The sequence below is a fragment of the Myroides phaeus genome (genome assembly GCF_900099675.1).
Taxonomy (GTDB): Bacteria; Bacteroidota; Bacteroidia; order Flavobacteriales; family Flavobacteriaceae; genus Flavobacterium; species Flavobacterium phaeum.
This window is the reverse complement of sequence record NZ_FNDQ01000023.1, coordinates 16,994-43,572: the sequence shown is the minus strand read 5'-3', so window position 1 is coordinate 43,572 and position 26,579 is coordinate 16,994. Positions and strand designations below refer to the sequence as shown.

The 26,579-nt window shown below is 32.2% G+C and carries 24 protein-coding genes; 6 read left to right on the top strand and 18 right to left on the bottom strand.

Going from position 1 to position 26,579, the window contains the following annotated elements:
- Positions 1–128 precede the first annotated feature (128 nt).
- A complete protein-coding gene (locus BLT46_RS10890; protein ID WP_090410141.1) occupies positions 129–2,324 on the bottom strand; it encodes a RecQ family ATP-dependent DNA helicase in 2,196 nt (731 codons plus the stop codon).
- 89 nt (positions 2,325–2,413) lie between these two features.
- Between BLT46_RS10890 and BLT46_RS10885 the strand changes: the two genes are divergently transcribed.
- From BLT46_RS10885 to BLT46_RS10860, 6 genes are all read left to right on the top strand, one after another.
- Positions 2,414–3,379, top strand: coding sequence for a KpsF/GutQ family sugar-phosphate isomerase (locus BLT46_RS10885; RefSeq protein WP_090410139.1), 966 nt, complete (start codon positions 2,414–2,416; stop codon positions 3,377–3,379).
- A gap of 1 nt (position 3,380) precedes the next feature.
- The gene (tatC, locus tag BLT46_RS10880; RefSeq protein WP_176770748.1) at positions 3,381–4,229 is read left to right on the top strand and encodes a twin-arginine translocase subunit TatC; all 849 of its coding nucleotides are present in this window, start codon (positions 3,381–3,383) and stop codon (positions 4,227–4,229) included.
- Between the two features lie 5 nt (positions 4,230–4,234).
- Positions 4,235–4,975 (top strand): LPS export ABC transporter ATP-binding protein, encoded by a 741-nt coding sequence (gene lptB / locus BLT46_RS10875; RefSeq protein ID WP_090410137.1) that lies wholly within the window; start codon positions 4,235–4,237, stop codon positions 4,973–4,975.
- Between the two features lie 237 nt (positions 4,976–5,212).
- Positions 5,213–5,998, top strand: a complete 786-nt coding sequence (locus tag BLT46_RS10870) for a polysaccharide biosynthesis/export family protein (protein WP_090410134.1) — start codon at positions 5,213–5,215, stop codon at positions 5,996–5,998.
- 4 nt (positions 5,999–6,002) lie between these two features.
- A complete protein-coding gene (locus tag BLT46_RS10865) occupies positions 6,003–8,411 on the top strand; it encodes a GumC family protein (protein WP_090410132.1) in 2,409 nt (802 codons plus the stop codon).
- Positions 8,412–8,652: 241 nt separating this feature from the next.
- The gene (locus BLT46_RS10860; RefSeq protein ID WP_090410130.1) at positions 8,653–10,875 is read left to right on the top strand and encodes an NADP-dependent isocitrate dehydrogenase; all 2,223 of its coding nucleotides are present in this window, start codon (positions 8,653–8,655) and stop codon (positions 10,873–10,875) included.
- A gap of 86 nt (positions 10,876–10,961) precedes the next feature.
- On the opposite strand, the gene recN is transcribed toward BLT46_RS10860, so the two are convergent.
- The 17 genes from recN to BLT46_RS10775 all read right to left on the bottom strand — a co-directional run bounded on the left by recN (position 10,962) and on the right by BLT46_RS10775 (position 26,567).
- Entirely contained in the window at positions 10,962–12,617 is a 1,656-nt protein-coding gene (gene recN / locus BLT46_RS10855; RefSeq protein ID WP_090410128.1) for a DNA repair protein RecN, read from the bottom strand.
- Positions 12,618–12,638: 21 nt separating this feature from the next.
- Positions 12,639–13,523, bottom strand: coding sequence for a type IX secretion system protein PorD (porD, locus tag BLT46_RS10850; protein ID WP_090410126.1), 885 nt, complete (start codon positions 13,521–13,523; stop codon positions 12,639–12,641).
- Positions 13,516–14,724, bottom strand: a complete 1,209-nt coding sequence (gene coaBC / locus BLT46_RS10845) for a bifunctional phosphopantothenoylcysteine decarboxylase/phosphopantothenate--cysteine ligase CoaBC (RefSeq protein ID WP_090410124.1) — start codon at positions 14,722–14,724, stop codon at positions 13,516–13,518. The genes porD and coaBC overlap by 8 nt, the downstream gene beginning before the upstream one ends.
- Positions 14,725–14,738: 14 nt before the next feature.
- Complete coding sequence (locus tag BLT46_RS10840; RefSeq protein ID WP_090410122.1) at positions 14,739–15,056, bottom strand: DNA-directed RNA polymerase subunit omega; 318 nt, start codon at positions 15,054–15,056, stop codon at positions 14,739–14,741.
- Positions 15,057–15,070: 14 nt separating this feature from the next.
- Positions 15,071–15,877, bottom strand: coding sequence for an outer membrane protein assembly factor BamD (locus BLT46_RS10835; protein WP_090410120.1), 807 nt, complete (start codon positions 15,875–15,877; stop codon positions 15,071–15,073).
- Positions 15,878–16,039: 162 nt separating this feature from the next.
- Entirely contained in the window at positions 16,040–16,555 is a 516-nt protein-coding gene (locus tag BLT46_RS10830) for a ferritin (RefSeq protein WP_090410118.1), read from the bottom strand.
- Positions 16,556–16,561: 6 nt separating this feature from the next.
- Entirely contained in the window at positions 16,562–17,446 is an 885-nt protein-coding gene (gene dapA / locus BLT46_RS10825; protein WP_090410116.1) for a 4-hydroxy-tetrahydrodipicolinate synthase, read from the bottom strand.
- Between the two features lie 16 nt (positions 17,447–17,462).
- Positions 17,463–17,975 (bottom strand): DUF6913 domain-containing protein, encoded by a 513-nt coding sequence (locus BLT46_RS10820; RefSeq protein ID WP_090410114.1) that lies wholly within the window; start codon positions 17,973–17,975, stop codon positions 17,463–17,465.
- 65 nt (positions 17,976–18,040) lie between these two features.
- Positions 18,041–20,038, bottom strand: a complete 1,998-nt coding sequence (gene ligA / locus BLT46_RS10815; RefSeq protein WP_090410112.1) for an NAD-dependent DNA ligase LigA — start codon at positions 20,036–20,038, stop codon at positions 18,041–18,043.
- Positions 20,039–20,050: 12 nt separating this feature from the next.
- Positions 20,051–20,524, bottom strand: a complete 474-nt coding sequence (locus BLT46_RS10810) for a DUF6495 family protein (RefSeq protein ID WP_090410110.1) — start codon at positions 20,522–20,524, stop codon at positions 20,051–20,053.
- 177 nt (positions 20,525–20,701) lie between these two features.
- The gene (locus tag BLT46_RS10805; protein WP_090410109.1) at positions 20,702–21,367 is read right to left on the bottom strand and encodes a hypothetical protein; all 666 of its coding nucleotides are present in this window, start codon (positions 21,365–21,367) and stop codon (positions 20,702–20,704) included.
- An 86-nt stretch (positions 21,368–21,453) separates the two neighbouring features.
- Positions 21,454–21,897, bottom strand: a complete 444-nt coding sequence (gene rplI / locus BLT46_RS10800) for a 50S ribosomal protein L9 (RefSeq protein WP_090410107.1) — start codon at positions 21,895–21,897, stop codon at positions 21,454–21,456.
- A 62-nt stretch (positions 21,898–21,959) separates the two neighbouring features.
- Complete coding sequence (gene rpsR / locus BLT46_RS10795) at positions 21,960–22,256, bottom strand: 30S ribosomal protein S18 (RefSeq protein WP_090410105.1); 297 nt, start codon at positions 22,254–22,256, stop codon at positions 21,960–21,962.
- 5 nt (positions 22,257–22,261) lie between these two features.
- On the bottom strand, positions 22,262–22,603 hold the full coding sequence (gene rpsF, locus BLT46_RS10790) for a 30S ribosomal protein S6 (RefSeq protein ID WP_090410103.1): 342 nt from the start codon (positions 22,601–22,603) through the stop codon (positions 22,262–22,264).
- Between the two features lie 141 nt (positions 22,604–22,744).
- Positions 22,745–23,293, bottom strand: coding sequence for a DMP19 family protein (locus BLT46_RS10785; RefSeq protein ID WP_090410101.1), 549 nt, complete (start codon positions 23,291–23,293; stop codon positions 22,745–22,747).
- Between the two features lie 218 nt (positions 23,294–23,511).
- Complete coding sequence (priA, locus tag BLT46_RS10780) at positions 23,512–25,962, bottom strand: replication restart helicase PriA (RefSeq protein WP_090410099.1); 2,451 nt, start codon at positions 25,960–25,962, stop codon at positions 23,512–23,514.
- A 176-nt stretch (positions 25,963–26,138) separates the two neighbouring features.
- Positions 26,139–26,567, bottom strand: a complete 429-nt coding sequence (locus BLT46_RS10775) for a DUF2147 domain-containing protein (RefSeq protein ID WP_090410097.1) — start codon at positions 26,565–26,567, stop codon at positions 26,139–26,141.
- Positions 26,568–26,579 lie beyond the last annotated feature (12 nt).

Below are 26,579 nucleotides of genomic sequence, written 5' to 3'. Positions count from 1 at the left end.
TCGCATTAATTTAAATGGAATGAGCCCGGTAGAATACCGAGCTCATTATATTAAAAAGATTGCATAACTTCGTCCAACTTTTTGGGGTCAGTCCACCACCCTTTTTTATTTCTTTGTGCAAATTTGATTTAGTTTGCTTCTTTTGTCATAAACTGAATACGCATTAATCGCAATTCTTCAGTATCATAATCGCCGTCAAACTCAGCCATTGCAGCCTTTATATTGTCAGTTTCAGATTCCATGAAATAATCATATATCTCTTCTTGTTGATCTTCATCTAATACGTCATCTATCCAATAACTGATATTCAATTTAGTTCCAGAATAAACAATCTGCTCCATTTCTTTTAATAAAGCATCCATATCTAATCCCTTAGCACTTGCAATATCATCAAGAGATAACTTTCTATCAACACTTTGAATGATGTACAACTTTAATGCAGAATTTGCACCTGTTGATTTAACTACTAAATCATCTGGTCTAATAATATCGTTTTCCTCTACATATTTTTTAATTACATCAACAAAGTCTTTTCCATATTTCTTTGCTTTTCCTTCACTAACACCGATGATATTAGCCATCTCATCAAGTGTAATAGGGTATTTTAACCCCATTTCTTCTAATGATGGGTCTTGAAAAACAACAAAAGGGGGAACACCAGCTTTCTTAGCTACTTTCTTCCTTAAATCTTTAAGAATTCCAATAAGAACAGCATCTGCAACAGAATTAGATTTAGATACATTTAAATCACCATCGGTTATTTCTCTTGAATATTCGTGATCCTCTGTCATCATAAAAGACTCTGGATTTTGAATAAAATTCAATCCCGATTCTGTCAACTTTAACACACCATAAGCTTCGATATCTTTGCGTAAAAAATCAGCAACTAAGACCTGTCTAACTAAAGCCATCCAATATTTCTCATCGTGTTCTTTACCAATACCGAAGAAATCTTGTGTATCAGTTTTATTTACTTTAAGCAACGCATTCACCTTACCTAATAAAGTAAAAATAACTTCCTTCGTTTTATAGACTTGCTTGGTATCCTTAATAACTTGAAGTAATTTTACTACTTCATCTTTTGCTTCAACTTTTTTCTTAGGATTACGAGTATTGTCGTCCATATCAGCTCCATCTCCATTCACCTCGTCAAACTCTTCTCCAAAATAGTGTAATAAGAATTTTCTTCTTGACATTGAAGTTTCTGCATAAGCTACAACCTCTTGTAACAAAGCATAACCAATCTCTTGTTCAGCAATAGGCTTACCAGCCATAAACTTCTCAAGTTTTTCAATATCCTTATAAGCATAATATGCTAAACAATATCCTTCACCTCCATCACGTCCAGCTCTACCAGTTTCTTGGTAATAACTTTCTAATGACTTCGGAATATCATGGTGAATTACATAACGTACATCTGGCTTGTCAATCCCCATACCAAAAGCAATAGTTGCTACAACTACATCTACATCTTCCATCAAAAACATATCTTGATGTTTTGCACGAGTCTTAGCATCTAATCCAGCATGATAAGGAACTGCACTAATTCCATTAACCTGAAGTACATTTGCAATTTCCTCTACTTTCTTTCTACTTAAACAGTAAATAACTCCTGATTTACCACTATGCTGTTTTATAAAACGTATAATATCTGTTTCAATATTTTTAGTTTTAGGCCTTATTTCATAGTATAGATTAGGTCTATTAAATGAAGCCTTAAAAACATTTGCATCAGGTATTTCTAAATTCTTTAAAATATCTTCTTGAACTTTTGGGGTAGCAGTGGCTGTTAACCCAATGATAGGAATATCTCCTAAATGTCTAATTATATTACGAAGGTTTCTATATTCAGGTCTAAAATCGTGACCCCATTCAGAAATACAGTGTGCTTCGTCTATAGCAACGAAAGACAGTTTCTCACCTTGTAAAAAGCTAACATACTCCTCTTTAGTCAGAGACTCTGGAGCTACATATAACAACTTAGTAACCCCCTTTTTAATATCCTCTTTTACCTGACTAATTTCAGTTTTTGTTAAAGACGAATTCAAAACGTGAGCAACTCCATATTCGGAAGACAAACTACGGATTGCATCAACTTGATTCTTCATTAACGCAATTAATGGAGAAACAACAATAGCTGTACCTTCTAATACTAAAGCCGGTAATTGATAACAAAGAGATTTCCCTCCTCCTGTAGGCATAATCACAAAAGTATTTTGTCCTGAGATAATACTTTTGACCACATCTTCCTGAAGACCTTTGAACTGTGAAAAGCCAAAAAATCTCTTTAACTCCTTGTGCAAGTCAATTTCAGTTGATTTCATTATTTTTGTATGGTATTTTACATAAATTTGCAGTACCTAAAGGTAAGCAATTTCTTTATTTCAAACCTAATATTTAACATTCGCTAATTTTGAACACAGCAATAAACATACTAAATACAGCAAAAAACACTTTACTATCTGAAAGTGAAAGTGTTAAAAACTTAATCAACTATCTAACAGAAGATTTCGAAAAAGCAGTTGAAACAATTTTTAATTGCAAAGGGAGAACAATTGTGACAGGAATAGGCAAAAGTGCACTTATTGGAGCAAAAATAGTAGCTACTTTGAATTCAACAGGAACTCCTTCAATTTATATGCATGCAGCAGAGGCAGTACACGGTGATCTTGGTCTAATTCAACCTGGGGACTGTATAATTTGCATCTCAAACAGTGGAAATAGTCCTGAGATAAAAGTATTAGCACCTCTTTTAAAAAGACACGGGAATAAACTAATTGCTATAACAGCCAATGAGAAATCTTTTTTAGCAAAAACAGCAGATTTCATATTATTATCTAAAGTAGAAAGAGAAGCTGAAATGAATAATTTAGCACCAATGAATAGTACCACTGCTCAATTAGTTTTAGGAGATGCATTAGCTGCTTGTCTAATTGAACTAAGACACTTTAATGCAGAAAATTTTGCAATGTATCACCCAGGTGGTGCGTTGGGTAAAAAATTACTACTTTTGGTGAAAAATATTCTAAAAAGCGAAAACCGCCCAATGGTATCTCCTAACTCATCTATAAAAGATGTTATCGTTGAAATATCTGAGAAACGATTAGGAGTAACAGCTGTAGTTGAAAACGATAAGTTAATTGGGATAATCACAGATGGTGACTTGCGAAGAATGCTACAAAAAAATGATAATTTATCTGGATTTACTGCTCAAGAAATTATGTCTAGTAATCCGAAATCAATTGAAAGCAATGAACACGTATCTAAAGCGTTATCAATGTTAGAAGATAACTCTATAACTCAATTGCTTGTTACAGAAAATGAAAAATACGTAGGAGTAATCCACTTACACGATATCTTAAAAGAGGGAATAGTATAATATGGCTAAATCAAATAACACTAATAAGGAAATGTCTTTCCTTAATCATTTAGAAGAACTAAGATGGTTACTTGTAAGATCAACTGGATTCATTCTTGGAGGTGGTGTGATTGCATTTATTTTTAGCGATTTTATATTTAATAAAGTAATCTTTGCTCCTAAGAGTAAGGATTTTGTTACGTACCAATTCTTTTGTAGAATTGCTCAAAAATTTAACTTAGATCAAAGTTTTTGCAGTCAAGATCTGCCTTTTGAAATACAAAATAGAACAATGGATGGTCAGTTTTCTGTTTTGATTTGGACTTGTATTTCAGCAGGATTTATAATTGCTGTTCCATTTATTCTTTGGGAAATTTGGAAATTTATTAGTCCCGCATTATATCAAAAGGAGAAAAAATACGCTAAAGTTTTTATTGTTATTTCTTCATTATTATTCTTCTTAGGGGTTGTATTCGGTTACTATGTAATTACACCGCTATCAATAAACTTCTTAGCTAATTTAGAAGTAAGTAATATTGTTAAAAATCAAATTGATATAAATTCATATATAGGTCTTGTAAAAACAACTTCCATAGCTTGTGGTTTAGTTTTTGAATTACCTATTATTATCTACTTCTTATCTGTAATGGATCTGGTTTCTCCTCAATTTTTGAGAGAATATAGAAAATATGCTATTGTATTAATCTTAATTGTAGCTGCTATTATTACACCTCCTGATGTAATAAGTCAAATTATAGTTTCTATTCCATTATTGATCTTATATGAAGTTAGTATCTATATCTCTAAATTTGTTCAAAGAGGTAAAAAATTAGATACCAATAAAAATACTAACTTGACTAAAACAGAATAATCAACATGAAATTAAGAGCTGATAATTTAATTAAAATCTACAAAAAAAGAAAAGTAGTAAAAGGGATTTCTGTTGAAGTAAATCAAGGAGAAATAGTTGGTCTACTTGGTCCTAATGGAGCGGGAAAAACAACGTCTTTTTATATGATTGTGGGTCTGGTAAAACCAAATAGTGGAAACATCTACTTAGATAATACTAATATTACAGATTTTCCGATGTATAAAAGAGCACAACATGGTATTGGATATTTAGCACAAGAAGCTTCGGTTTTTAGAAAACTAAGTATTGAAGACAACATTTTAAGTGTTTTACAGCTAACAAAATTATCTAAACAAGAGCAAATTGCTAAAATGGAATCTCTTATTGAAGAGTTCAGCTTAGAACACATTAGAACTAATAGAGGAGATTTACTATCTGGAGGGGAAAGACGTAGAACTGAGATAGCAAGAGCACTCGCAACGGATCCTAAGTTTATATTACTTGACGAACCTTTTGCAGGAGTTGACCCTGTAGCCGTGGAAGATATTCAAAGAATTGTAGCTAAACTTAAAAACAAGAATATCGGTATTTTAATTACTGACCATAATGTTCAAGAAACTTTAGCGATTACAGATAAAACATACTTAATGTTTGAAGGGGGTATTCTAAAAGCAGGAATGCCAGAAGAATTAGCAGAAGATGAAATGGTAAGAAAAGTATATTTAGGACAAAATTTTGAACTTCGTAAAAAGAAACTACATTTTTAAAACTTTTTTTACATTTTTTTCATCTATCTAAAATTGACAACAATTATATACAAGTCTTTAATTTTATATAATTATAATACAAACACAAGAGTATAAAACAGTAATATGTATGGTTTTAAAATAAAAAAAACAGATACAAACATTTTACTTTAACTAAGAAAAAGGAAGTTTTGGCAGATAATCTGCTAAAACACTTTTTTTTGACTATTTAGAAACTTTATATTTGCAAAAAAAAATATGAAAAATAAAATTGCATTGAGATTATCTTTCTTATTAGGAGCTATCTTGTTATTAACATCATGTGCTTCAAGAGAAAAACTTGTTTATTACCAAAACGTAGAAGATGTTTTACTGAAAGAAACAAGTGCTACTCATTTCGAAACTAAATTCAGACCTGACGATTTATTAATGATCATTGTTTCTGCTGAGGACGTCGAAGCAGCTGCTCCATTTAACTTAGTTAATACAATGACCACCAACCCTAATAATCCAGCTGGCTCAGGTCAAATGCAACAACAACTTTATTTAATAGATAGTAATGGTAATATTGAATTTCCTGTTTTAGGTACACTAAAAATAGCAGGAAAAACAAAGGCAGAAGCTATTGATTTATTAACAAAAGAAATCAGTCAATACATAAATAATCCTATTATTAACTTGAGAATAATGAACTATAAAGTAACAGTTCAAGGAGAAGTTAATAAACCTGGGGTTCACAATATTACAAGTGAAAGACTAACTCTTGCAGAAGCAATTGCACTTTCTGGTGATATGACTGTTTATGGAAAAAGAGATAATGTTCTTGTAATTAGAGAGATAGATGGAAAAAGAATTCCTATTCGCGTAGACATGACAAAAGCTGACTTTATGAGTTCTCCTTATTACTATCTTAACCAAAATGATATTGTTTACGTAGAACCTAATAAAACAAGAATAAACTCTTCAGTTGTTGGTCCTAACTTAAGTCTAGGTTTATCAGCTTTATCTTTATTAGTAACCATTATCGCTTTATCAATTAAATAACAGTATGGAAAACAAATTTGACAATCAAGAAAATACTAACATCAATATCAGAGAGGAGATAGATAAATTCTTAATTCACTGGAGATGGTTTGTTGTTAGCGTTTTTATTACTCTTTGTATTGCTTTCGTTTATTTGCGTTATAGCGAAAAGATTTATAAAATAAACACGACTATTATTGTAAAAGATGATAAAAGAGGTGGTGGCATTGCTTCAGAAATGGCTGCTTTTGCTGACTTGGGAATGTTTTCTGGTGGAAAAAGTAATGTTGAAAATGAAGTACAAATTTTACAATCACGTAGTTTAGCAGAAAAAACTGTTAGACGATTAGCATTAAACATAGCCTACTTAAATGAAGGAACAGTTGTTACAAGTGAAATGTATGACAATAGTCCTATTCATTTTGATTTTGTAGAACGAGTATTTGACTTCGACAATATTACTTATACTTTCTTTGTGAAAAATATCACAAATGAATCTTTTACTTTACTTGATAAAGAAAAAAACGAAATTGGTAATTATAAATATGGAGAAGTTGTACATACTATTTTAGGTAAACTGATTGTTACTAAAAATGCTCCTAAACAAACACCTACATTAAAACTATCATCTGAAGAGAATAAAGATGAAGACGATGTAAAAGATATTGTAGTACAAATTACTCCAGTTCAAAAAGTAGTTGATTACTATACAAAGCAAGTACAAATTGCACCTACAGATAAATTTTCAACTGTTTTAGACTTATCTATTTTAAACCCTACACCTGCAAAAGCAATTGATTATTTAAATAATTTAATTACTATTTATAATGATAATGCTATTGCTGACAAGCGTTTTATTTCAGAAAAAACATCTGAATTTATAGACTCACGTTTAGTTCTTATCACTGAAGAATTAGGTGATGTTGAAAAAAGTGTTGAAGGGTATAAAGCAAAAAATAGTATTACTGATATACCTACTGAATTAAAGATATACTTAGAGAATGCTAATATTTATGAAAAACAAATTATTGAAAATGAAACAGAACTAAAAGTTGTTTCTTCTTTAATTGATTTCTTAAAAAACAGCAAACCAAATGAGTTATTACCTGGAAATATCGTATCATCTGATCCAAGTTCAAATAGCTTAATCAACCAATACAATCAGCTTGTTTTAGAAAGAAATAAACTTAGTACAAGTTCTACTAAAATAAACCCTGCTTTAGTAAAATTAGAGGATCAAATTAACTCTATGAAGGCTTCTGTACACGAAAGCTTATTACGTTTACAAAGCTCATTAAAAATCACGCATAAAGAGTTAACAAGTAAAGAAAATGAACTAAGATCAAAACTTTCTCAAGTTCCAAAACAAGAAAGAGAGTTTAGAATTATTGACAGACAACAAAAAGTAAAAGAGGCTATTTATTTATATTTATTCCAAAAAAGAGAAGAAACAGCAATTGCTTTAGCGGCAACAGACTTAAACGCTAAGATCATTGATCAAGCTAAAAGCTCAGATAAGCCCGTTTCTCCTAAAAAAGCAATAATTTTATTAGCAGCTTTAATTTTAGGTGGACTAATTCCTTTTGCAATAATTTATTTACGCAATTTACTTGACACAAAAGTTAAAAATAGATTAGATATAGAAGAGAACACAATTGTTCCTTTCTTAGGTGATATACCTCACTCTGATGACAATTCAAAAATTGTTGATATAGCAAGTAGAACAAGTACAGCTGAAGCCTTACGTATCATAAGAACAAACCTTGAGTTTATGTTAAGTGGTGTAAAAGAAGGTGATGCAAAAATGATATTCTTAACATCTACTTTCCCTAAAGAAGGAAAAACTTTTACATCTGTTAATACTGCTGCAACAATTGCTTTATCAGGTAAAAGAACATTATTGATAGGTCTAGATTTACGTAATCCACGTTTAGATGATTACATAATGTTACCTACTAAAGGTGTTTCTGATTACTTGCTTAAAAAAGAAGAAAATATCAATCAGTACGTTGTAAAAATTGATGGATATGAAAATCTGTATGCTCTACCTGCGGGTACAATTCCTCCAAACCCTGCAGAATTATTAATGGGGAACAAAATAGGAGAAATGTTTGCTGAATTAAAGAAACAATATGACTATATTATTGTAGATACAGCACCAGTAAGTCTTGTAACAGATACATTATTAGTAGCAAAATATGCAGATACTTTTATTTACGTTGCTAGAGCAAATTACTTAGATAAGAGAATGCTGAAATTGCCAAATGACCTTCATAAAGAAGGTAAACTTCCTAACATGTCTATAATCTTAAATGATACAATGACAACAAAAGGTTACGGTGGTTATGGTTATGGATACGGTTATGGTTACGGTTATGGTCACGATGTTGAAACAACTCCTACACCTTGGTGGAAAAAATTATTTAAAAAGTAATATAAGAAAAGGTCACTCTAAAAAAGAGTGACCTTTTTCATTAATATGTCAAAATATTATAGCAAATACTACCAAAATAAAAATATAAAAACCTCTGATTATCAAATTGACAATTCTATTGTAATAACGATAGAAACATCAAGGATTATCGTACCTATTTAGTATATTTGCTTAAGAATTTACAAGTTTTCGACCGAAAATATTTAACGATAAAATTGTTTTCATTTAAATACTAAAAAAAATGACACAAAAATCTAAAATCCTTTATACGTTTACTGATGAAGCTCCAATGTTAGCTACGTATTCGTTCTTACCAATTGTTCAAGCTTTTGCAAAAACTGCAAATATAGATGTTGAAACACGTGACATCTCTTTAGCTGGACGTATTTTAGCAACTTTTCCTGAATTTCTAAAAGAAGACCAAAGAATTGGTGATGCTTTAGCTGAATTAGGAGAATTAGCAAAAACACCTGAAGCTAATATTATTAAACTTCCTAATATCTCTGCTTCAATTCCACAGTTAAATGCTGCAATTAAAGAATTACAAGCAAACGGATATGCTGTACCAAACTATACAGCTGAGCCTAAATCTGAAGAAGAAAAAGCTATCAAAGCAAGATTTGCAAAAATATTAGGTTCTGCAGTTAACCCAGTATTACGTGAAGGTAACTCTGATCGTAGAGCTCCAAAAGCTGTTAAAAACTACGCTAAAAAACATCCACATTCAATGGGTGCTTGGTCTGCAGACTCAAAAACAAGAGTAGCTTCTATGCCAGAAGGTGATTTTTACGGTAGTGAAAAATCAGTTACAGTAGCAAATGACTGTAAATACAAGATTGAATTCATCGCTAAAGATGGTTCTGTAAAATTATTAAAAGACTACGCTCCTTTATTAGCTGGAGAAGTTATTGATTCATCAGCTTTAAACGTAAATAAATTAAAAGCATTTGTTTCTGAAATTAAAGAAGAAGCAAAAGCAAAAGGTGTATTATTCTCTACTCACTTGAAAGCAACAATGATGAAGGTTTCTGACCCAATCATTTTTGGTGCTATTGTTGAAGTATTCTTCAAAGAGGTTTACACTAAATTCGCTGAGTTATTCGCTGAGTTGGGAATTATCCCTAATAATGGTTTAGGGGACTTATATGCTAAAATTGCAGGTAATGCACAAGAAGCTGAAGTAAAAGCTGCTATTGATGCTGCTATTGCTAACGGACCAGCTATTGCAATGGTTAATTCTGACAAAGGAATTACTAACTTACACGTACCTTCTGATGTTATTGTTGATGCTTCTATGCCTGCTATGATCCGTACTTCTGGTCAAATGTGGAACAAAGAAGGTAAGCAACAAGATACAATTGCTCTTATCCCAGACCGTTGTTATGCTGGAGTGTACGAAACTGTAATTGAAGACTGTAAAGCTAACGGAGCTTACAACCCTCAAACTATGGGGTCTGTACCAAACGTTGGTTTAATGGCTCAAAAAGCAGAAGAATACGGTTCTCATGATAAGACTTTCCAAGCTGAAGCAAACGGAATTATCAGAGTTTCTGACGAACATGGAAATATCTTCTTCGAACAAAATGTTGAAGCTGGAGATATCTTCAGAATGTGTCAAACTAAAGACGCTCCTATCCAAGACTGGGTTAAATTAGCAGTAAACCGTGCTCGTTTATCTGAAACACCAGCTATTTTCTGGTTAGACGAAAATAGAGCTCATGATAGAGAAATAATCAAAAAAGTAAATACTTACTTAAAAGATCATGACACAACAGGGTTAGATATTCAAATCTTATCTCCAATTGAAGCTACTAAAGTTTCTGTTGAAAGAATCCGTAAAGGTTTAGATACTATTTCTGTAACAGGAAACGTATTACGTGATTACTTAACTGACTTATTCCCTATTTTAGAAGTTGGTACTTCTGCTAAAATGTTATCTATCGTTCCTTTAATGAATGGTGGTGGTTTATTTGAAACTGGTGCAGGTGGTTCAGCTCCTAAACATATTGAGCAATTCATTGAAGAAGGATACTTACGTTGGGATTCATTAGGTGAGTTCTTAGCATTAGGTGCTTCTTTTGAACACTTAAGCCAAACATTAAACAATCCTAAAGCAATGGTTTTAGCTGAAACATTAGACGAAGCTACTGCTAAGTTTTTAGATAATGATAAATCTCCAGCACGTAGAGTAGGGTCTATTGACAATAGAGGTTCTCATTTCTACTTAGCTATGTATTGGGCTGAAGCTTTAGCTAATCAAGATAAAGATGCAGAATTAAAAGCTAAATTTACTCCTATTGCTAAAGCAATGGCTGAAAATGAAGCTAAAATTAATGAAGAGTTAATTGCTGCACAAGGAAAAGCACAACCTATTGGTGGTTACTACCAACCTCAAGTTGAAGCTACTTCTAAAGCAATGCGTCCAAGTAATACCTTAAACACTATCGTTGATAGTATTGCTTAATTAGCATTTGCAACATACATAAAAAGGCGACTAATAAATATTAGTCGCCTTTTCTATTTTATTAAAACACCTACTAAAAGTGCTTTCTATTTATTTAAAAGTTCTACAGCGTGATTTAATGCTGATTCTGTAATATCCTTTCCTGACAACATCTGAGCTATTTCTTTAACTCTCTCTTCATAATTAAGCAATACTAATTGAGAAGTAGTCGTGTCATTATTAGATGTCTTAAATACTTTAAAATGCTGTTTACCTTTAGCAGCAATTTGAGGTAAATGGGTTATTGCTAAAACTTGCATACTATTTCCCATTCTCTTCATAATTTCGCCCATCTTATCTGCTACCTCTCCTGACACTCCCGTATCAATCTCATCAAATATAATGGTAGGCAAATTAGAGTAACTTGCTAAAATCGCTTTAATAGCTAACATAATACGAGACAATTCTCCACCTGAAGCAACTTTTTTCAACAAGCCAAAATCCATTCCCTTATTAGCCGAAAACAATAATTGAATTTCATCTTTACCATTGTGATAATAATGGGAAGTCTCCTTAATATCAAATTTAAAATTCGCATTAGGCATTCCTACCAAATTCAATATCTCCAAAATCTGCTTTTGTAATACAGGTACAGCTTTTAATCTAGCAGTTGATAATTGTGATCCTAAATCATTTAAAACACTCTCGTATTTTAAAATACTCTTTTCTGTTTCTACAATTTTATCATCTATCCCTGTTGCTAAAAAGGCCTTATCACTTAATTCCTTTTCTATCTCTAACAATTCAGCAACAGTATTTACTTGATGCTTTTTCTGTAAAGAATACAACAATTGTAACCTTTCATTAATCAAGTTCAATTGTTCAGGATCAGCTAAAACATTTTCTAATTGACTTTCTATTTCACTTGCAATATCAGCAACCTCAATTTCCACACTCGAAACTCTATTATACAGTTCTTCAAAATCCCTTGAAAAAGAAGCTGTTTTTTGCAACAGATTACGAACATCTTTTAAACCTGAAATAATCCCTACTTGATCATCTGTTAAATGACTAATTGACTGACCAAAATTTTCACGTACAAATTCAACATTGTTTAACTTCTCATATTCTTCTTCAAGTTCCTCTTGATTGATATGGGCTAAATTAGCAGCTTCCAATTCCTCTAATAAAAAAGTATTATAATCATGCTCTTTTATCAAATCAGCTTGCTGTTTAAGTAGCTGTTTTAAACTTGATTGTAAACCTTTGTAAATTTTCAAATTACTTTGATACTTATCAAGAAGTTTAAAATTTCCTGCTACTGCATCTAAGATTTGTATTTGATAAGTTTCATCAGACAATTCATGTGTTTGATGTTGTGAATGTATATCAATTAAATAACCACTTAATTCTTGTAGAGTACCTAAGTTTACAGGAGTGTCATTAACAAAAGCTCGAGACTTTCCAGAAGGAGAGATCTCTCTTCGTATAATTGTCATTCCCTCATAATCAAGCTCCAATTGCTCAAATAATTCATGTAACTTGTAAGGCTCTACAGAGAAATACCCTTCTATAATACACTTTTCTTCCTTATCTTTTAAAGATAATAAGTCTGCTCTTTTTCCTTGTAATAAACCTAACGCCCCTAATAAAATAGACTTTCCTGCACCGGTTTCTCCAGTAATTATAGAGAACCCTTCTGAAAAATCAATATTAAGCGATTCTATTAAAGCAAAATTCTTTATGGTTAATGATGTAAGCATATATTATATAACGCTTTAAAACTATAAACTATTCCATTTAGAAGAACTCAACGGAGCTATTCTATTAAGTAATTCAACTACTCTCTTTTTATTTTTATCCGTAACACCAGAATAAATATTTACTAACTCATCACTTTTTGCATCTAAAAAAACACGTACTAAAAATGAATTTGGCTTAGACTTATGTATTTTTTCTAATTCTAACAAGGCATTAAAAATTCCTTCACGACCTTGTTCTACATTACTTGCCATAATATCCATTCCTAAACGATGATACATATACAATGCCTCCCTAAAAGGCAAGCCAGTTCCTGCAACAATATCGTTTACCAAGTAATACCTATTATTCGTTCCATCTGCTTGTTTCCACCCTCTATAACCTGATTGTTGTGCAATTGAATTTATAGACAAAGCAGTTTGGAAATAATTACTTCCACTTCCTTTTGAAAAAGTTTCACTATCTAATCCTAAAATCATATTAACATAGTATGCAATTAATGACGTTAAGTTAGAATCAAATGAATTCGTATTATAGTATAACGGTTCAAACTCAATATAATTGAATGTAATATCCTTGTCGTTAAAACTAAAAACTGTTGATGAATAAGTTGAATTATAAATAGGACGAGAAGATTGCACCTGCAGTGAACCAGAAACTGTATTATTACCGTATGTATTTACCGTTAGGAAAAAAGAACAATCTATTCTCTCTGAAGGTGCAAACTTTTTAGAAGTCCAACTCGTATTATTTATAAACTCTTTTAGAGATTTTTCTAATGTTTTGAAGTAAGCTTGATTACTATTCCCTACTTGACTGTGATTAACTGTTACATTCGCATTTAACTCTTGTCCATAGTTAATGCAAACTGTAAAAAACAAACCAACAAACCAAATAAGTTTATGCATAATGATCAATTATTTTTTGTACAATATCTATTGCTACTTCTTCTTTCAATTTTAACTCCATAGGTTCTAAGTTAAAATCCTTATCGATAAAGGTAACTTTATTTGTTGGTTTACCAAAACCTGCTCCCTTATCATTTAAAGAATTTAGTACAATTAAATCTAAATTCTTTTTTACTATTTTTTGCTTAGCATGTTCCACCTCATTCTGTGTCTCCAAAGCAAAACCAATCAAGAATTGTTTCTTTTTTATTGCCCCTAAAGAAGCAAGAATATCTGGATTCTTATCCATTTCGATAACAAACTCTTCGCTATTCTTTTTGATTTTTTGATCTGCTACATGTTTAGGTCGATAATCAGCAACTGCAGCAGCTGCAACTACAGCATCAACGGATTCAAAATAGTCATGACAAACCGTATACATCTCCTTAGCTGAAAGAATACTAATTACTTTTACTAACGGATGACAAATCTTTTGATTCGTTGGCCCAGACACTAAAACAACCTCTGCTCCTCTTTTTGCAGCTTCCATTGCAATATCAAACCCCATTTTTCCAGAAGAATGATTTCCAATAAAACGCACAGGGTCTATCGGTTCGTATGTTGGTCCTGCAGTAATTAAAATTTTCTTACCCTTTAAAGGCAACGAAGTATTAAAATAATCATCAATAAAATCAAGAATATGTTCTGGTTCAGCCATTCTTCCCTTTCCTACTAATCCACTTGCAAGTTCTCCCTCTTCTGCAGGTATAATAATATTACCATAAGACGTTAATAGATTTATATTTCTATCCGTAGATGGATGAACATACATATCTAAGTCCATCGCAGGAGCAACAAATACAGGGCATTTAGCAGATAAATAAATAGCCATTAATAGATTATCACAAATACCATTAGCCATTTTAGCTAATGTATTGGCGGTAGCAGGAGCTATGATTATAAAATCAGCCCAAAGCGCTAAATCTACGTGGTTATTCCATGTTCCTCCTTCATCACCAGCGTTGAAGAACTTAGTATATACTGGCTTTTTTGATAAAGTAGATAAAGTAAAAGGAGTCACAAATTGATGAGAAGCAGGTGTCATGATAACTTGTATCTCTGCACCTGCTTTTATAAGTAAACGTACTAAAGCTGCCGTCTTATAAGCGGCAATTCCACCAGTAATACCCAGTAATATTTTCTTTCCGCTTAACACTGACATTCGCTAAGTATTTATTATTTTACAACTTCTTTGTAAGAAACTCTGTCTTCTAACCATTCTTCAACAGCTAAAGCGTGAGCTTTAGGTAACTTTTCGTAAAACTTAGAAACCTCAATTTGTTCTTTATTTTCAAAAACTTCATCTAAACTATCATTAGTTGTAGCGAACTCCTCCAACTTGTGAACCAATTCATTCTTGATTTCCGTATTGATTTGGTTTGCTCTCTTTGCAATAATAGTAATAGCCTCATAAATATTTCCTGTAGGCTGCTCAATCTTATTTTTGTTATAAGTAATTGTGTTAACCGGAGCACTTGTTTTCTTTAAATCCATCTCTTTCGCTTAAGTTATTTTGAAAATTTTGCTAATTCTTTATTTACATTTTTAATCATGTCATCTGCTTTTTCCTTATACTTTGTCTCACCATTAAAACGTATAAGTGTTTCGTACATTGATTTTGCTGTATTTAAACGATCTTGCTCTTTTGAAGCTACACTGTTCATTGCTAATTTGTACGCAGAATCAAATTTATAGTACAAAGCATCTTCTTTAAACTTTGTACCTGGGTAATCATATATAAAATTATCTAATGCTATAATTGCTGCACCATAATTTCTTGTCCATTCTCCAATTGTATTCAACTGCTTTGCATTTTCAAAAGCCTTTTGCTCTAACTTTTGATTCATCTCGGACATAATACTGTTTGCTTCGAATACAAAGTTTGATGCAGGATACTGATCTATAAAAGACTGTAACTTCTCTATTGTTGCATAAGTAACGTGTTGATCCAATGAATAAACAGGAGATAACTGAACCCCTGATTTAATCTCTTTCAACAAAGCCTCTTCTCTTTTTTCACTTCTTGGATACACAGCAGCAAAACTTTTAAATCTTTGTCCTGCTAAAATGTAATCTTTAGTTTGATAAGTCGCTTCTGCAAAGTTGTAATACATCTCCTCTGCTTTTGGATTTGCACGATACACATTTTCCAATTGTTCATACAAACGAATAGCGCTTCTATATTTTTTCTTCTCAAAAAATTGATTAGCTACTTCTTTTTTATATTCATAATCTTCTGATTTTAATGCCTTTTGCATAGGCCCACAGCTCGCAAAAGAAAGTATTAAAATAGATACACCAATATATTTTTTCATATATGTTTTTCGTTGTTTTAAACAATAGCATTTCCAAGATAGTCCTGTCAAAGCAAATGCAAATTTAAATTAATAATTGCATTATACAAAAACCTTTTTATACTAAAAAGAAAAGATGTCAAAAAAGACATCTTTTCTCTTAATTCATTATAAATTAAACGCTTAATTTACTGGATTAGTATTTGCTTCTTGGTTAAAATTCTTGATATCATTATCAAATAAATATAACCCTCCTTTGTCATCTCCAATAAGATTAATCTTATCTAAGATTGTACGCGCTGTTGCTTCTTCTTCAATCTGCTCTGCTACATACCATTGTAAAAAATTATGTGTAGCATAATCGCGATCTTCTAAAGCAATATGCACTAATTCGTTAATACTTTTAGATACAAATACCTCGTGATCAAATAGCTGTTTAAACAATCCTTTAATAGAAGTATGGTCTAAAGTTGGTTTTGTTATAGCAGGGATAACTGCTTCTCCACCTCTTTGGTTTACATACTTAACTAATTTAAGCATATGTTGGCGTTCTTCATCTGACTGAGCAAACATAAAAGCTGCAATACCTTCAAAACCTTGAATTTCAGCCCAAGAAGCCATATCTAAATAAATTTGAGAAGAATCTCCTTCTAACTTTATCTGCTCATTTAAAGCATTTTGCAATTTTTCTGATAACATACTTTTTTATTTTACTATTTTACTATACTCTTTTTCTATTCTTGAAGCCAAATCATTATCTACATTAACCAAAGGTAGTCTTAAACAACGATCTGCAACATTAGCTAACTTCAAGATCTCTTTGATACCTCCTGGATTTCCTTGTTCAAAAATCATATCAATAATTGGCATCAATTGGTATTGAAGAGTGAAAGCTTTTTGCACTTCCCCTTTCAATCCTAAACGTATCATATCTGTAAATTGTTGTGGTAATCCTTGTCCAATTACAGAAATAACTCCAGCCCCACCAGCTAATACTAATGGTAAAGCTATTGCATCATCACCAGAAATCACTAAGAAATCTTTACGTGTTGATTGTCTAATTAATTCCATTCCTTGTACCATACTGCCTGCAGCTTCTTTAATTCCGATTATATTTTCGAAATCATTTGCTAAGCGAATTACTGTACTTGGATTCATATTACTTCCTGTTCTACCAGGTACATTATATAATATAATAGGCAATGGACTATTTAAAGCAATTTGTTTAAAGTGCTGATAAATTCCCTCTTGCGTTGGTTTATTATAATATGGAGACACTGATAATATAGCATCAAAACCCTCTAAGTTTTCCTCCGTTAATTCTTCCAATACTCCTTGAGTGCAGTTACCTCCTACACCTAACACTAAAGGCAATCTCTTGTTATTAACTTGTTTTATGGTACGCTTGACTAATTGTTTCTCTTCCTTACTCAATGTTGCTGATTCTCCTGTAGTTCCTAATACCACAAGATATTCAACTCCTCCTGAAATTGTGTATTCTACCAATCTCTGTAATGCTTCTACGTCTACAGAGAAATCGCTTTTGAATGGCGTTACTAATGCCACTCCCGTACCAATAAGTGATTGCATAGTTTTAATGTATTAATTATTTTTTAAAAACTTTAATGTATTTGAATAAGTTATCGATATAGCCCTTAACATTCAAATCAGAAACCTCTAAACAAAAATGGTTCCCCTTTGTGTTAACTGAAGAAATACCAACCTTAAATTTTGCAAGAGACTTTGCAGTCACCCACAGCAATGGCGCACTATCACTTGTGTAATAACTAATCAAAAGATCATAATCTGTTCTTATAAAATCTACCACTTCTTTTTTATCTGTACTTCCAGACATAGTGAAGTCTTTTATTTTAAAGTAATTTTCTTCTCCTTTGGATTCTTTGTTATCATTTGAATAAACAAGAAACTGTACTTGACTTTGCTTAACACCTTTCGTGTTCAAAGCCTCCAGCAATTCCGAAAGCATTGTCGAATCTGCCTTTTCAACTACAACACCTACCTTTTTAAATTCGTATTTAAAATCCGTAGGTACAGGCGTTAATTTAGCACTCTCAACACTTTTTCGTATTGCTCTTTTCTTCAAAGTGTTAAACCACATATAAGTTACAATTTTTGTAAAGTTAATCAAATCAACAATTAAGATTGCCTATTTTTAACAAGGTTTTATTGAATCAGAGCTAAAAAGTCGTCTTCTGATAAGATTACAACCCCTAATTTATTAGCTTTTTCTAATTTTGAAGGCCCCATTTTATCACCAGCTACAACATAACTTGTCTTTGATGTAATTGAACTTCCATTTTTTCCTCCGTGATCTTCGATAGCTTGTTTGATTTCATCTCGAGACATCTTAGAAAACACACCAGAAACTACCAATGTTTTCCCTTCTAACACATTAGAAACAACCGTAGACTCTTTTTCTTCTAAGACAAATTGTACTCCATAGTTCTTCAATCTACTAATAATCTCTTTATTAATTGAACTACTGAAAAAGTCGATTACACTTTGAGCAATACGCTCTCCAATCTCATCAACCATAATCAACTCCATCAAAGGAGCTTCGGCTAAAGCATCAATATTCTTATAGTGATTTGCTAATTTCTTAGCAACTGTTTCTCCAACATAACGAATTCCTAATCCATATAAAACTCGTTCAAAAGGAATTGCTTTAGAAGCTTCAATTCCCTTCAACAAATTATCAGCAGATTTCTCTGCCATTCTGTCTAAAGGTAAAATATCTTCTTTCTTTAATTCATACAAATCAGCATAATTCTCAATCAAACCACTCTTATACAATAACATTACTGTTTCTTCTCCTAAGCCATCAATATCCATTGCTTTTCGAGAAATATAGTGTTGTACTCTTCCTGCAATTTGAGGAGGACAACCATATACATTTGAACAATAATGCTGCGCTTCTCCTTCGTTTCGCTTCAGTTTTGTTCCACATTCAGGACATTCCTTGATATAAATAGTACGTTCAGAATCAGCAGGACGAGCCTCTAAATTCACACCTACTATCTTAGGAATAATCTCCCCACCTTTTTCAACATAAACTGAATCATTTACGCGAATATCAAGTTTAGCAATCTGATCTGCATTGTGTAATGACGCACGTTTAACTATTGTTCCTGCCAATTGTACAGGTTCTAAATTAGCTACTGGAGTAATTGCTCCTGTACGTCCAACTTGATACGAAATAGAGTTTAAAACAGTCTCTACTTGTTCTGCTTTAAACTTATAAGCAATTGCCCAACGAGGTGCCTTTGCTGTATAACCCAATTCTTCTTGATAATGAATTGAATTCACTTTTATAACAACCCCATCTGTCTCATATGGCAAAGTATGGCGGTGTTCATCCCAATATGAAATAAACTCCAATACTTCTTCCATATTTTTGGCTAACTTAGAAATAGTCGGAACCTTGAACCCCCAATCGCGAGCCTTATCTAAACTCTCATATTGTGTTTCTATTCCCAAATCACTTCCTATTACATAGTATAACAAACATTCTAAAGGACGTTTTGCTACTTCAGCACTATCTTGTAATTTTAAACTACCAGATGCTGTATTTCGAGGATTAGAATAAGGTGCTTCCCCTATTTCAATCAACTCTTGATTCATCTTCTCAAAGCCTGCTAAAGGCAAAACAATCTCTCCTCTTATATCAAATAATTCAGGATAATCTCCTTTTAAACGAATAGGAACCGACTTAATCGTACGAATATTACTTGTTACATCATCTCCTTGAATTCCATCTCCACGAGTAACAGCTCTTTTTAGCACACCATTTTCGTAGGTAATACTAATTGATGCACCATCATATTTTAACTCACAAGTATATTGAATTGGCACATCACCTAACATTTTCTGAACACGTTGTTCCCATTCCATCAAATCTTCTTTTGAATAAGAATTATCCAAAGAATACATACGATGACTGTGAACTACTGTTTCAAAATTTTTAGTTACAGCCCCTCCTACTCGTTGTGTTGGCGAATCAATATCAAAAAACTCTGGATGAGCCGCTTCCAACTTACCTAATTCCGCTAATTTTTGATCAAACTCAAAATCAGAAATTGTTGGATTGTCCAACACATAATAATTATAATTATGTTGATTTAGCTCTTTTCTTAAAGCTTCTATTTGCGTTTTTACTTCCATACAGTAAACAACTTATAACTTCAACATATCCTTGAATTGTGTATATAATACACCTTCACTCAAAATAGCTCCTTGCTGAATAATAGAAAACAACTCCGCATTTCTATCTTCTCCAAATTTCTTTCCTCCGTGACGAATCTCAACTGCCTCCGTAAAAACCGCATCAGACAACCATTGTAATCCTTCTTTTGTCAAGAAATCAATATCAGATTGTAAAGCTTTAATTACAATGGTATTAATCTCAGTATCGTCAAAACCAAATAAGAAAATATGACTTGGAGAATAATGCTCTAAATATTTAGCATTTGACAAAACTCCCTCCCAAATCAAATCAGAAAACACATCTAACTCTTGTTCAGCCACTTCTGGCTTCTCTGCTTTTATCTTATCCCATTCATTTTTATCTATTTGCTGTGAAGCTAAAAAATTAGTAAACTCTGGGTGTAATTCTTCAAATTGTTCTTTCGTAAGACGGCTATACTTCATTGTAATATATTTTAAAAATCAAAAATACTAAATTCTAAACGTAATTAATATCAAAATACTTATCTTATCTTTTATATCCACTAATCCTGTTGAATAACAAGCACCTGAATAATTCACATAAAAAATCTCTTTAAAGCAATTAAGCTTTAAAGAGATTTTTTTATTTATATCCACTGTTTATTTTAAAAACTGTTTTCCTTTTTCTAACAAACTTTTATCATATTTCAACTCCTGAATCTCTTCATAGATTGGGTCGTAGTATAGTTTCTTTGTCTTTATATCAAAAAACAAATGTTTAGCTCCTGCTATTCTATCAGGGTAGTCTTCATAAATAGTGATACCATAATAATTACCAAAAGCTTTACTTGCATCATTGCTAACTTGAGGAGAAACATCTAACATCATACCAACTCCCTTTCCATCATTTTTAATAACTTCTTCCTTGAACTCATCACTTAAATAATACCCCATCTCACTTGACTTGACTATATTATAAACAAAGTCATAACTGTCAAAATCCTTGCTGTAAAACAACTTATCTTCTTGCTTAGATTCTTTTAATAATTTTTCAGGCTTAACCTTAAGTGACTTAGCTGTCAATTCTAAAATATAAGGAACATCTTCATATAAATTCTTTCTCTCAACTGAAGTCGGGTCTTTCAAAAACTTACCTTCAATAGAGTTTTCATCAACTACTTCCTCTATTTTTTCAACATCTTCTCCTGGTTGTGCTACTTGCTCAATATCATCTTGAGGTTTCTCTACTTCAGTCTCTTTTTTACATTGTACTAACAATAAACACAAAGTTGAAACACAACACACTTTTAAAATACTTCGAATCATAATATATAGCAAATTGGTAAAACCTAAAGATACAAAAAAAGGCCTTCCAATGGAAGGCCTTCTATATATATATAATCAAAAAATGACTATTCTTGCTCAGCGATTACTTCGTAATCAACTTCAACGATTACATCACGGTGTAAACGAACGTTAGCAGTATATTTACCTAAACGTTTGATAACTCCTGAAGTGATGAATTTTCTGTCAATTTCTTGACCTTCTTTAGCGAATGCTTCAGCAATATTAGCGTTAGTAACAGATCCGAATAATTTTTCTCCACCTGCTTTAACAGCGATTTTAATATCTAAAGCTTTTAATGCCTCAGCAATAACTTTTGCATCTGCAATTAATTTAGCTTCTTTGTGCGCTCTTTGTTTTAAGTTCTCAGCTAATACTTTCTTTGCAGAAGGTGTAGCTAAAACTGCCATTCCTTGAGGAATTAAGTAGTTACGTCCGTATCCTGGTTTAACAGTTACTACGTCGTCTTTGAAACCTAATTTTTGAACGTCTTGTTTTAAGATAATTTCCATGTTGATGTCCTTTTTAAAGAAGTTAGGTTTCACGGTGTGAAAACCAACAACTTAATTTGTTATTATTTTAATAAATCAGCTACGTATGGCATTAAAGCTAAGTGACGAGCTCTTTTTACCGCTACAGATACTTTTCTTTGGAATTTCAAAGAAGTTCCTGTTAAACGACGAGGAAGAATTTTCCCTTGTTCGTTAACGAATTTCAATAAGAAATCAGCATCTTTATAGTCAATATATTGGATTCCAGATTTTTTGAAACGACAGTACTTTTTAGCTTTGTTTGTTTCAATGTTTAAAGGCGTTAGATATCTGATATCTCCGTCTTTTTTACCTTTTGCAGATTGTTCTATACTTGACATAACAATTAAGCTTTTTTAGATTTTAATTTCTCTCTTCTTCTTTCAGCCCAAGAAATAGCGTGTTTGTCTAAAGTTACAGTTAAGAAACGCATAACTCTTTCATCACGTCTGAATTCAGTTTCTAAGCTAAGGATAACTTCTCCTGGAGCTTTGAATTCGAATAAGTGATAAAATCCACTTTTCTTGTGTTGGATTTCATAAGCTAATTTTTTTAAGCCCCAATCCTCTTTAGATACCATCTCTCCACCGCGAGAAGTAATAAATTCTTCGAATTTAATTACTGTTTCCTTTACCTGAGTTTCAGATAAAACGGGATTCAAGATGAAAACAGTTTCATAATGATTCATAAATACAAAATTTTATTTGTTACAAAATTGGGTGCAAAAATACAACTTGTTACCTTACAATCCAAATTGATATTTAATTTATTTCAATTTAAATATAAGTCGCAAAGTGCCTCTTTTATACCTCAACTATATTTTTAAGTTCTATTCTTCTTCTCTCTGAATTTTTTTACCTAAAAGATTTTCTACATATACGTAGATATCTTCAATAGATAAAGCCGCTAAATCAACGTGACCTTTTAACCAATTAGCATTTAACTCAACAACATCTTCTTCTATATCAAAAAATTCGTCATTGTTTAACGCAATGCTTGTTTGATGTGTTGCAGAATAATCAGCTTCTACAAATCCTTCAAGCACTTCATAATCTAAGCTTTTCAAAAGAGTAACTTGTTTTTTCAAAAATGCTTGGTGCTGTTTAGCTCCCATTTTCCCAAGTCCTTCTTCAACAATATCGAAAAATTCATAATCAGCTCCTGAATTCCATACTATCTGAGAGAAGTTTCCTGTTTCATATTGATCTAAGTAATAGTCTACGTAATAACTAAGTAAAGCATCGTGATGAATATCCTCGTCAATAGAACCACCTTCATCGCGGATTAAGTTGATAACAGATATATTCGAATAAACAATATCATAATGCTCTTCACTCTTTAACGCTTCGTCAAAAACTACTATTTTTAAATTTTTCATATGTTCTTTTTTTATTTACACTCCATAGTGTAGTAAACAAAAGTACATTTTAAGTTAGTATCACAAAAGATATTCTTATTAAACTTATGTAAATTATATACTACTATTTCACTACGAACAAGTCCTTAGTAGCAATTCCTACCATAGTCTTTTTACTTTTTATATATCTTACTTAAAATTGCTGTTCAATAAAAACACAAATTCAATAACTTACAAAACTAATAAAAATCAACATTTGGTGTAACCCTCACTGAACGATAAGCGCCAATTGCTTCAAAACTCTTTAGGATACGCTTCACATTCTCCTTTGTTTTAACAAGAGGAACATTCTGCGGTATTTTAATTAGGATTACGCGTATATATTGATTGCGAATTCTATTAATAGCGGGTTCTTCAGGACCTAAAACTGGTATTCCTAATTGCTCTTTTAAATTGTTATACAACCAAAAAGAAGCCTCACGTAACTTCTCGAAATCTCGATGTTTTAAAGTCAAACGTACTAACCTATAGAATGGTGGGTATTTAAAATTATAGCGCTCATACATTTGTTCTTTATACATTCCCACATAATCATTATTCGTCACTTGTTGAATAATGTTGTGATAAGGATTAAAAGTTTGTATCACTACCTTCCCCTTTTTATCTTGTCTTCCTGCACGCCCTGCTACTTGAACCATCATTTGATAAGCGCGTTCGTGTGCTCTAAAATCGGGGTGATATAAACTATTGTCAGCATTCATAATACCGACTAAATTCACATTGCCAAAGTCAAATCCCTTGGCCAACATTTGTGTCCCCACCAATATATCTATCTGCCTATTTTCAAAGGCTTCTACAATCTTTTCATAACCGTGTTTCCCTCTTGTCGTATCTTGATCCATACGGCCAATTCGCTTATTGGGAAACAACTCTCTTAACTCCTCTTCTACTTGCTCTGTTCCAAATCCTTTAGTGTTCAAATCTACGCTGTGACAACGATAACATTGCTTTGGCATTGGAAGTGTATAACCGCAATAATGGCATCGCAATTCATTTTTAAACTTGTGATACGTTAAACTCACATCACAATGAGGACATTCAGGCACAGAACCACACGTCATACATTCTACTACTGGCGAAAAACCTCTTCTATTTTGAAACAAAATCACTTGTTCCTCCAAAGACAAAGCCATATTCATCGCTTCAATCAGATAATCAGAAAAGTGTCCTGTCATCTGTTTTCGCTTGTATTTATCTTTTACATCAACCAAAACAATTTCTGGCAGCACCACATTGGAATAACGTTTTGTCAATTGCACCAAACCATACTTGCCTTGTGTAGCATTGTAATAAGTCTCTAAACTCGGCGTTGCCGTACCTAAAATCACTTTCGCTTGATGCTGCTTAGCTAATACAATAGCAGAATCCCGTCCGTGATAACGCGGAGCAGGATCGTGTTGCTTGTAATTTCCTTCTTGCTCTTCATCTACAATAATCAACTGCAAATCTTGAAACGGCAAGAAAATAGACAAACGCGTACCAATAACAATCTTAGCTTTTTCTGATTGGTTCAACACTTGATCCCAAACCTCTAAACGTTCGTTGTGTGAATACTTCGAATTATACACCGCTACTTGGTTTCCAAAATAGTTTACTAAACGCGAAACTAACTGCGTTGTCAATCCTATTTCAGGTACTAAAAACAATATTTGCCCTTCTTGGGCTAAATATTTTTCAAGTAGTTTAATATAAACCTCTGTTTTTCCAGAAGCTGTAACCCCGTGAAGTAATACCACATCTTTCTGCTCAAAATGCTGTCCTATCTCCCAAAGTGCTTTACTCTGTTCATCACTTAACTCAATAATATCTTGTTTAGCGTCACCAAAAATAACCCGATCTTGATTCAAATAATACTCTTCAAAAACTCCCTTATCAATCAAAGCCTTGACAACAGCAGAAGAAGATTCTGACTCCTCTACCAATTGCTTAACTGTAATTGGTTTCTTAGCAACAGCATTCAACTGAAAAAACTTCAACACCATTTCGCGTTGCTTTTCTGCTCGAGATACTAATTGCATTAAATCTGATAACCCATTCTCAGCTACATAAGGTTCAGCGATTTTTACATAGCGAATTTGTTTAGGTTTATACTTTTCAACTAATTCTTCTTGTAAGAAAATCATTCCTTTTTCCAGCAGAGAATTAATCACTGGGAATACTTTTTTACGGTTTAGAATCGCAATAATTTCTTCTACTTTTAATATCGCTTGTTGTTGTAAAGCCTCAAATAACAAATATTCTGAATCATCTAAATCGTCTGGCGATACAGTGTGTTTAGGATTATACTGTATTAATGTCTCACTTTCTAAAAGTAATCTTGAAGGCATAGCACTCCTATATACCTCACCTATTGTACACAAATAGTAAGAAGCAATCCACTTCCATAAATCTATTTGCTTCTGTGTTACAACTGGAGTAATATCTATGATCTCATTTATCTCCTTGGCTACATATAATTCGGGTACTCTATTGTGCTTTTCAATCACTATAGCTGTATAAACTTTAGACTTACCAAATGGCACAGCAACTCGCATCCCTATTTGGATGAAATCATATTCGGCTTCACTGATTTGATAAGTAAAAGTTGGTTCAACTGCAACAGGAACAATAACCTCAACAAAGTAGTACATCTTCAATTTTCTTTTTAATAAAAACAAAGATAAATAGTTTTAACTCGCTTTCCTCATCAGCACACAGACTTCCTGCGATATATATTAGCAAAATTTACACTATACAAACACTCACTCCTTTTATTAAAGAAAAAAAGGCCATCTTTCGATGACCTTCTTATAATTTATTTAAAATCTTATTCTGCTTTAACCCAAGTTTGCGTTCTACCTATTAATGATAGTCCAACATAACCTCTTACGTCAAGCTTATCTTTTCCATTTAATTTTACAGTGCATTTATACTGTTTTCCAGATTCTGGATCAGTGATCTTTCCTCCTGTATATTCATCACCTTTTTTCGTTAATCCTTTAATGATTACTAACCCTTCAATTGGTTTACCTTTCTCATCTCCCTCACATTTATCACAAGTTGGATTTGGTTTAGAAGGATTCAACAGTTTTTTTACTTGTCCGTAATACTTACCGTCTTTTTCGTAAATATTGATTATCGACTTCTCTTTACCTGTATTGTCATCAATAGTCTTCCACTTTCCTACAATACTTTGTGCGTTCATTGATAAAGATACACCCAATACCATTATCAAGCAGGTTAAAAAATTCTTCATATTTCTTTGGAT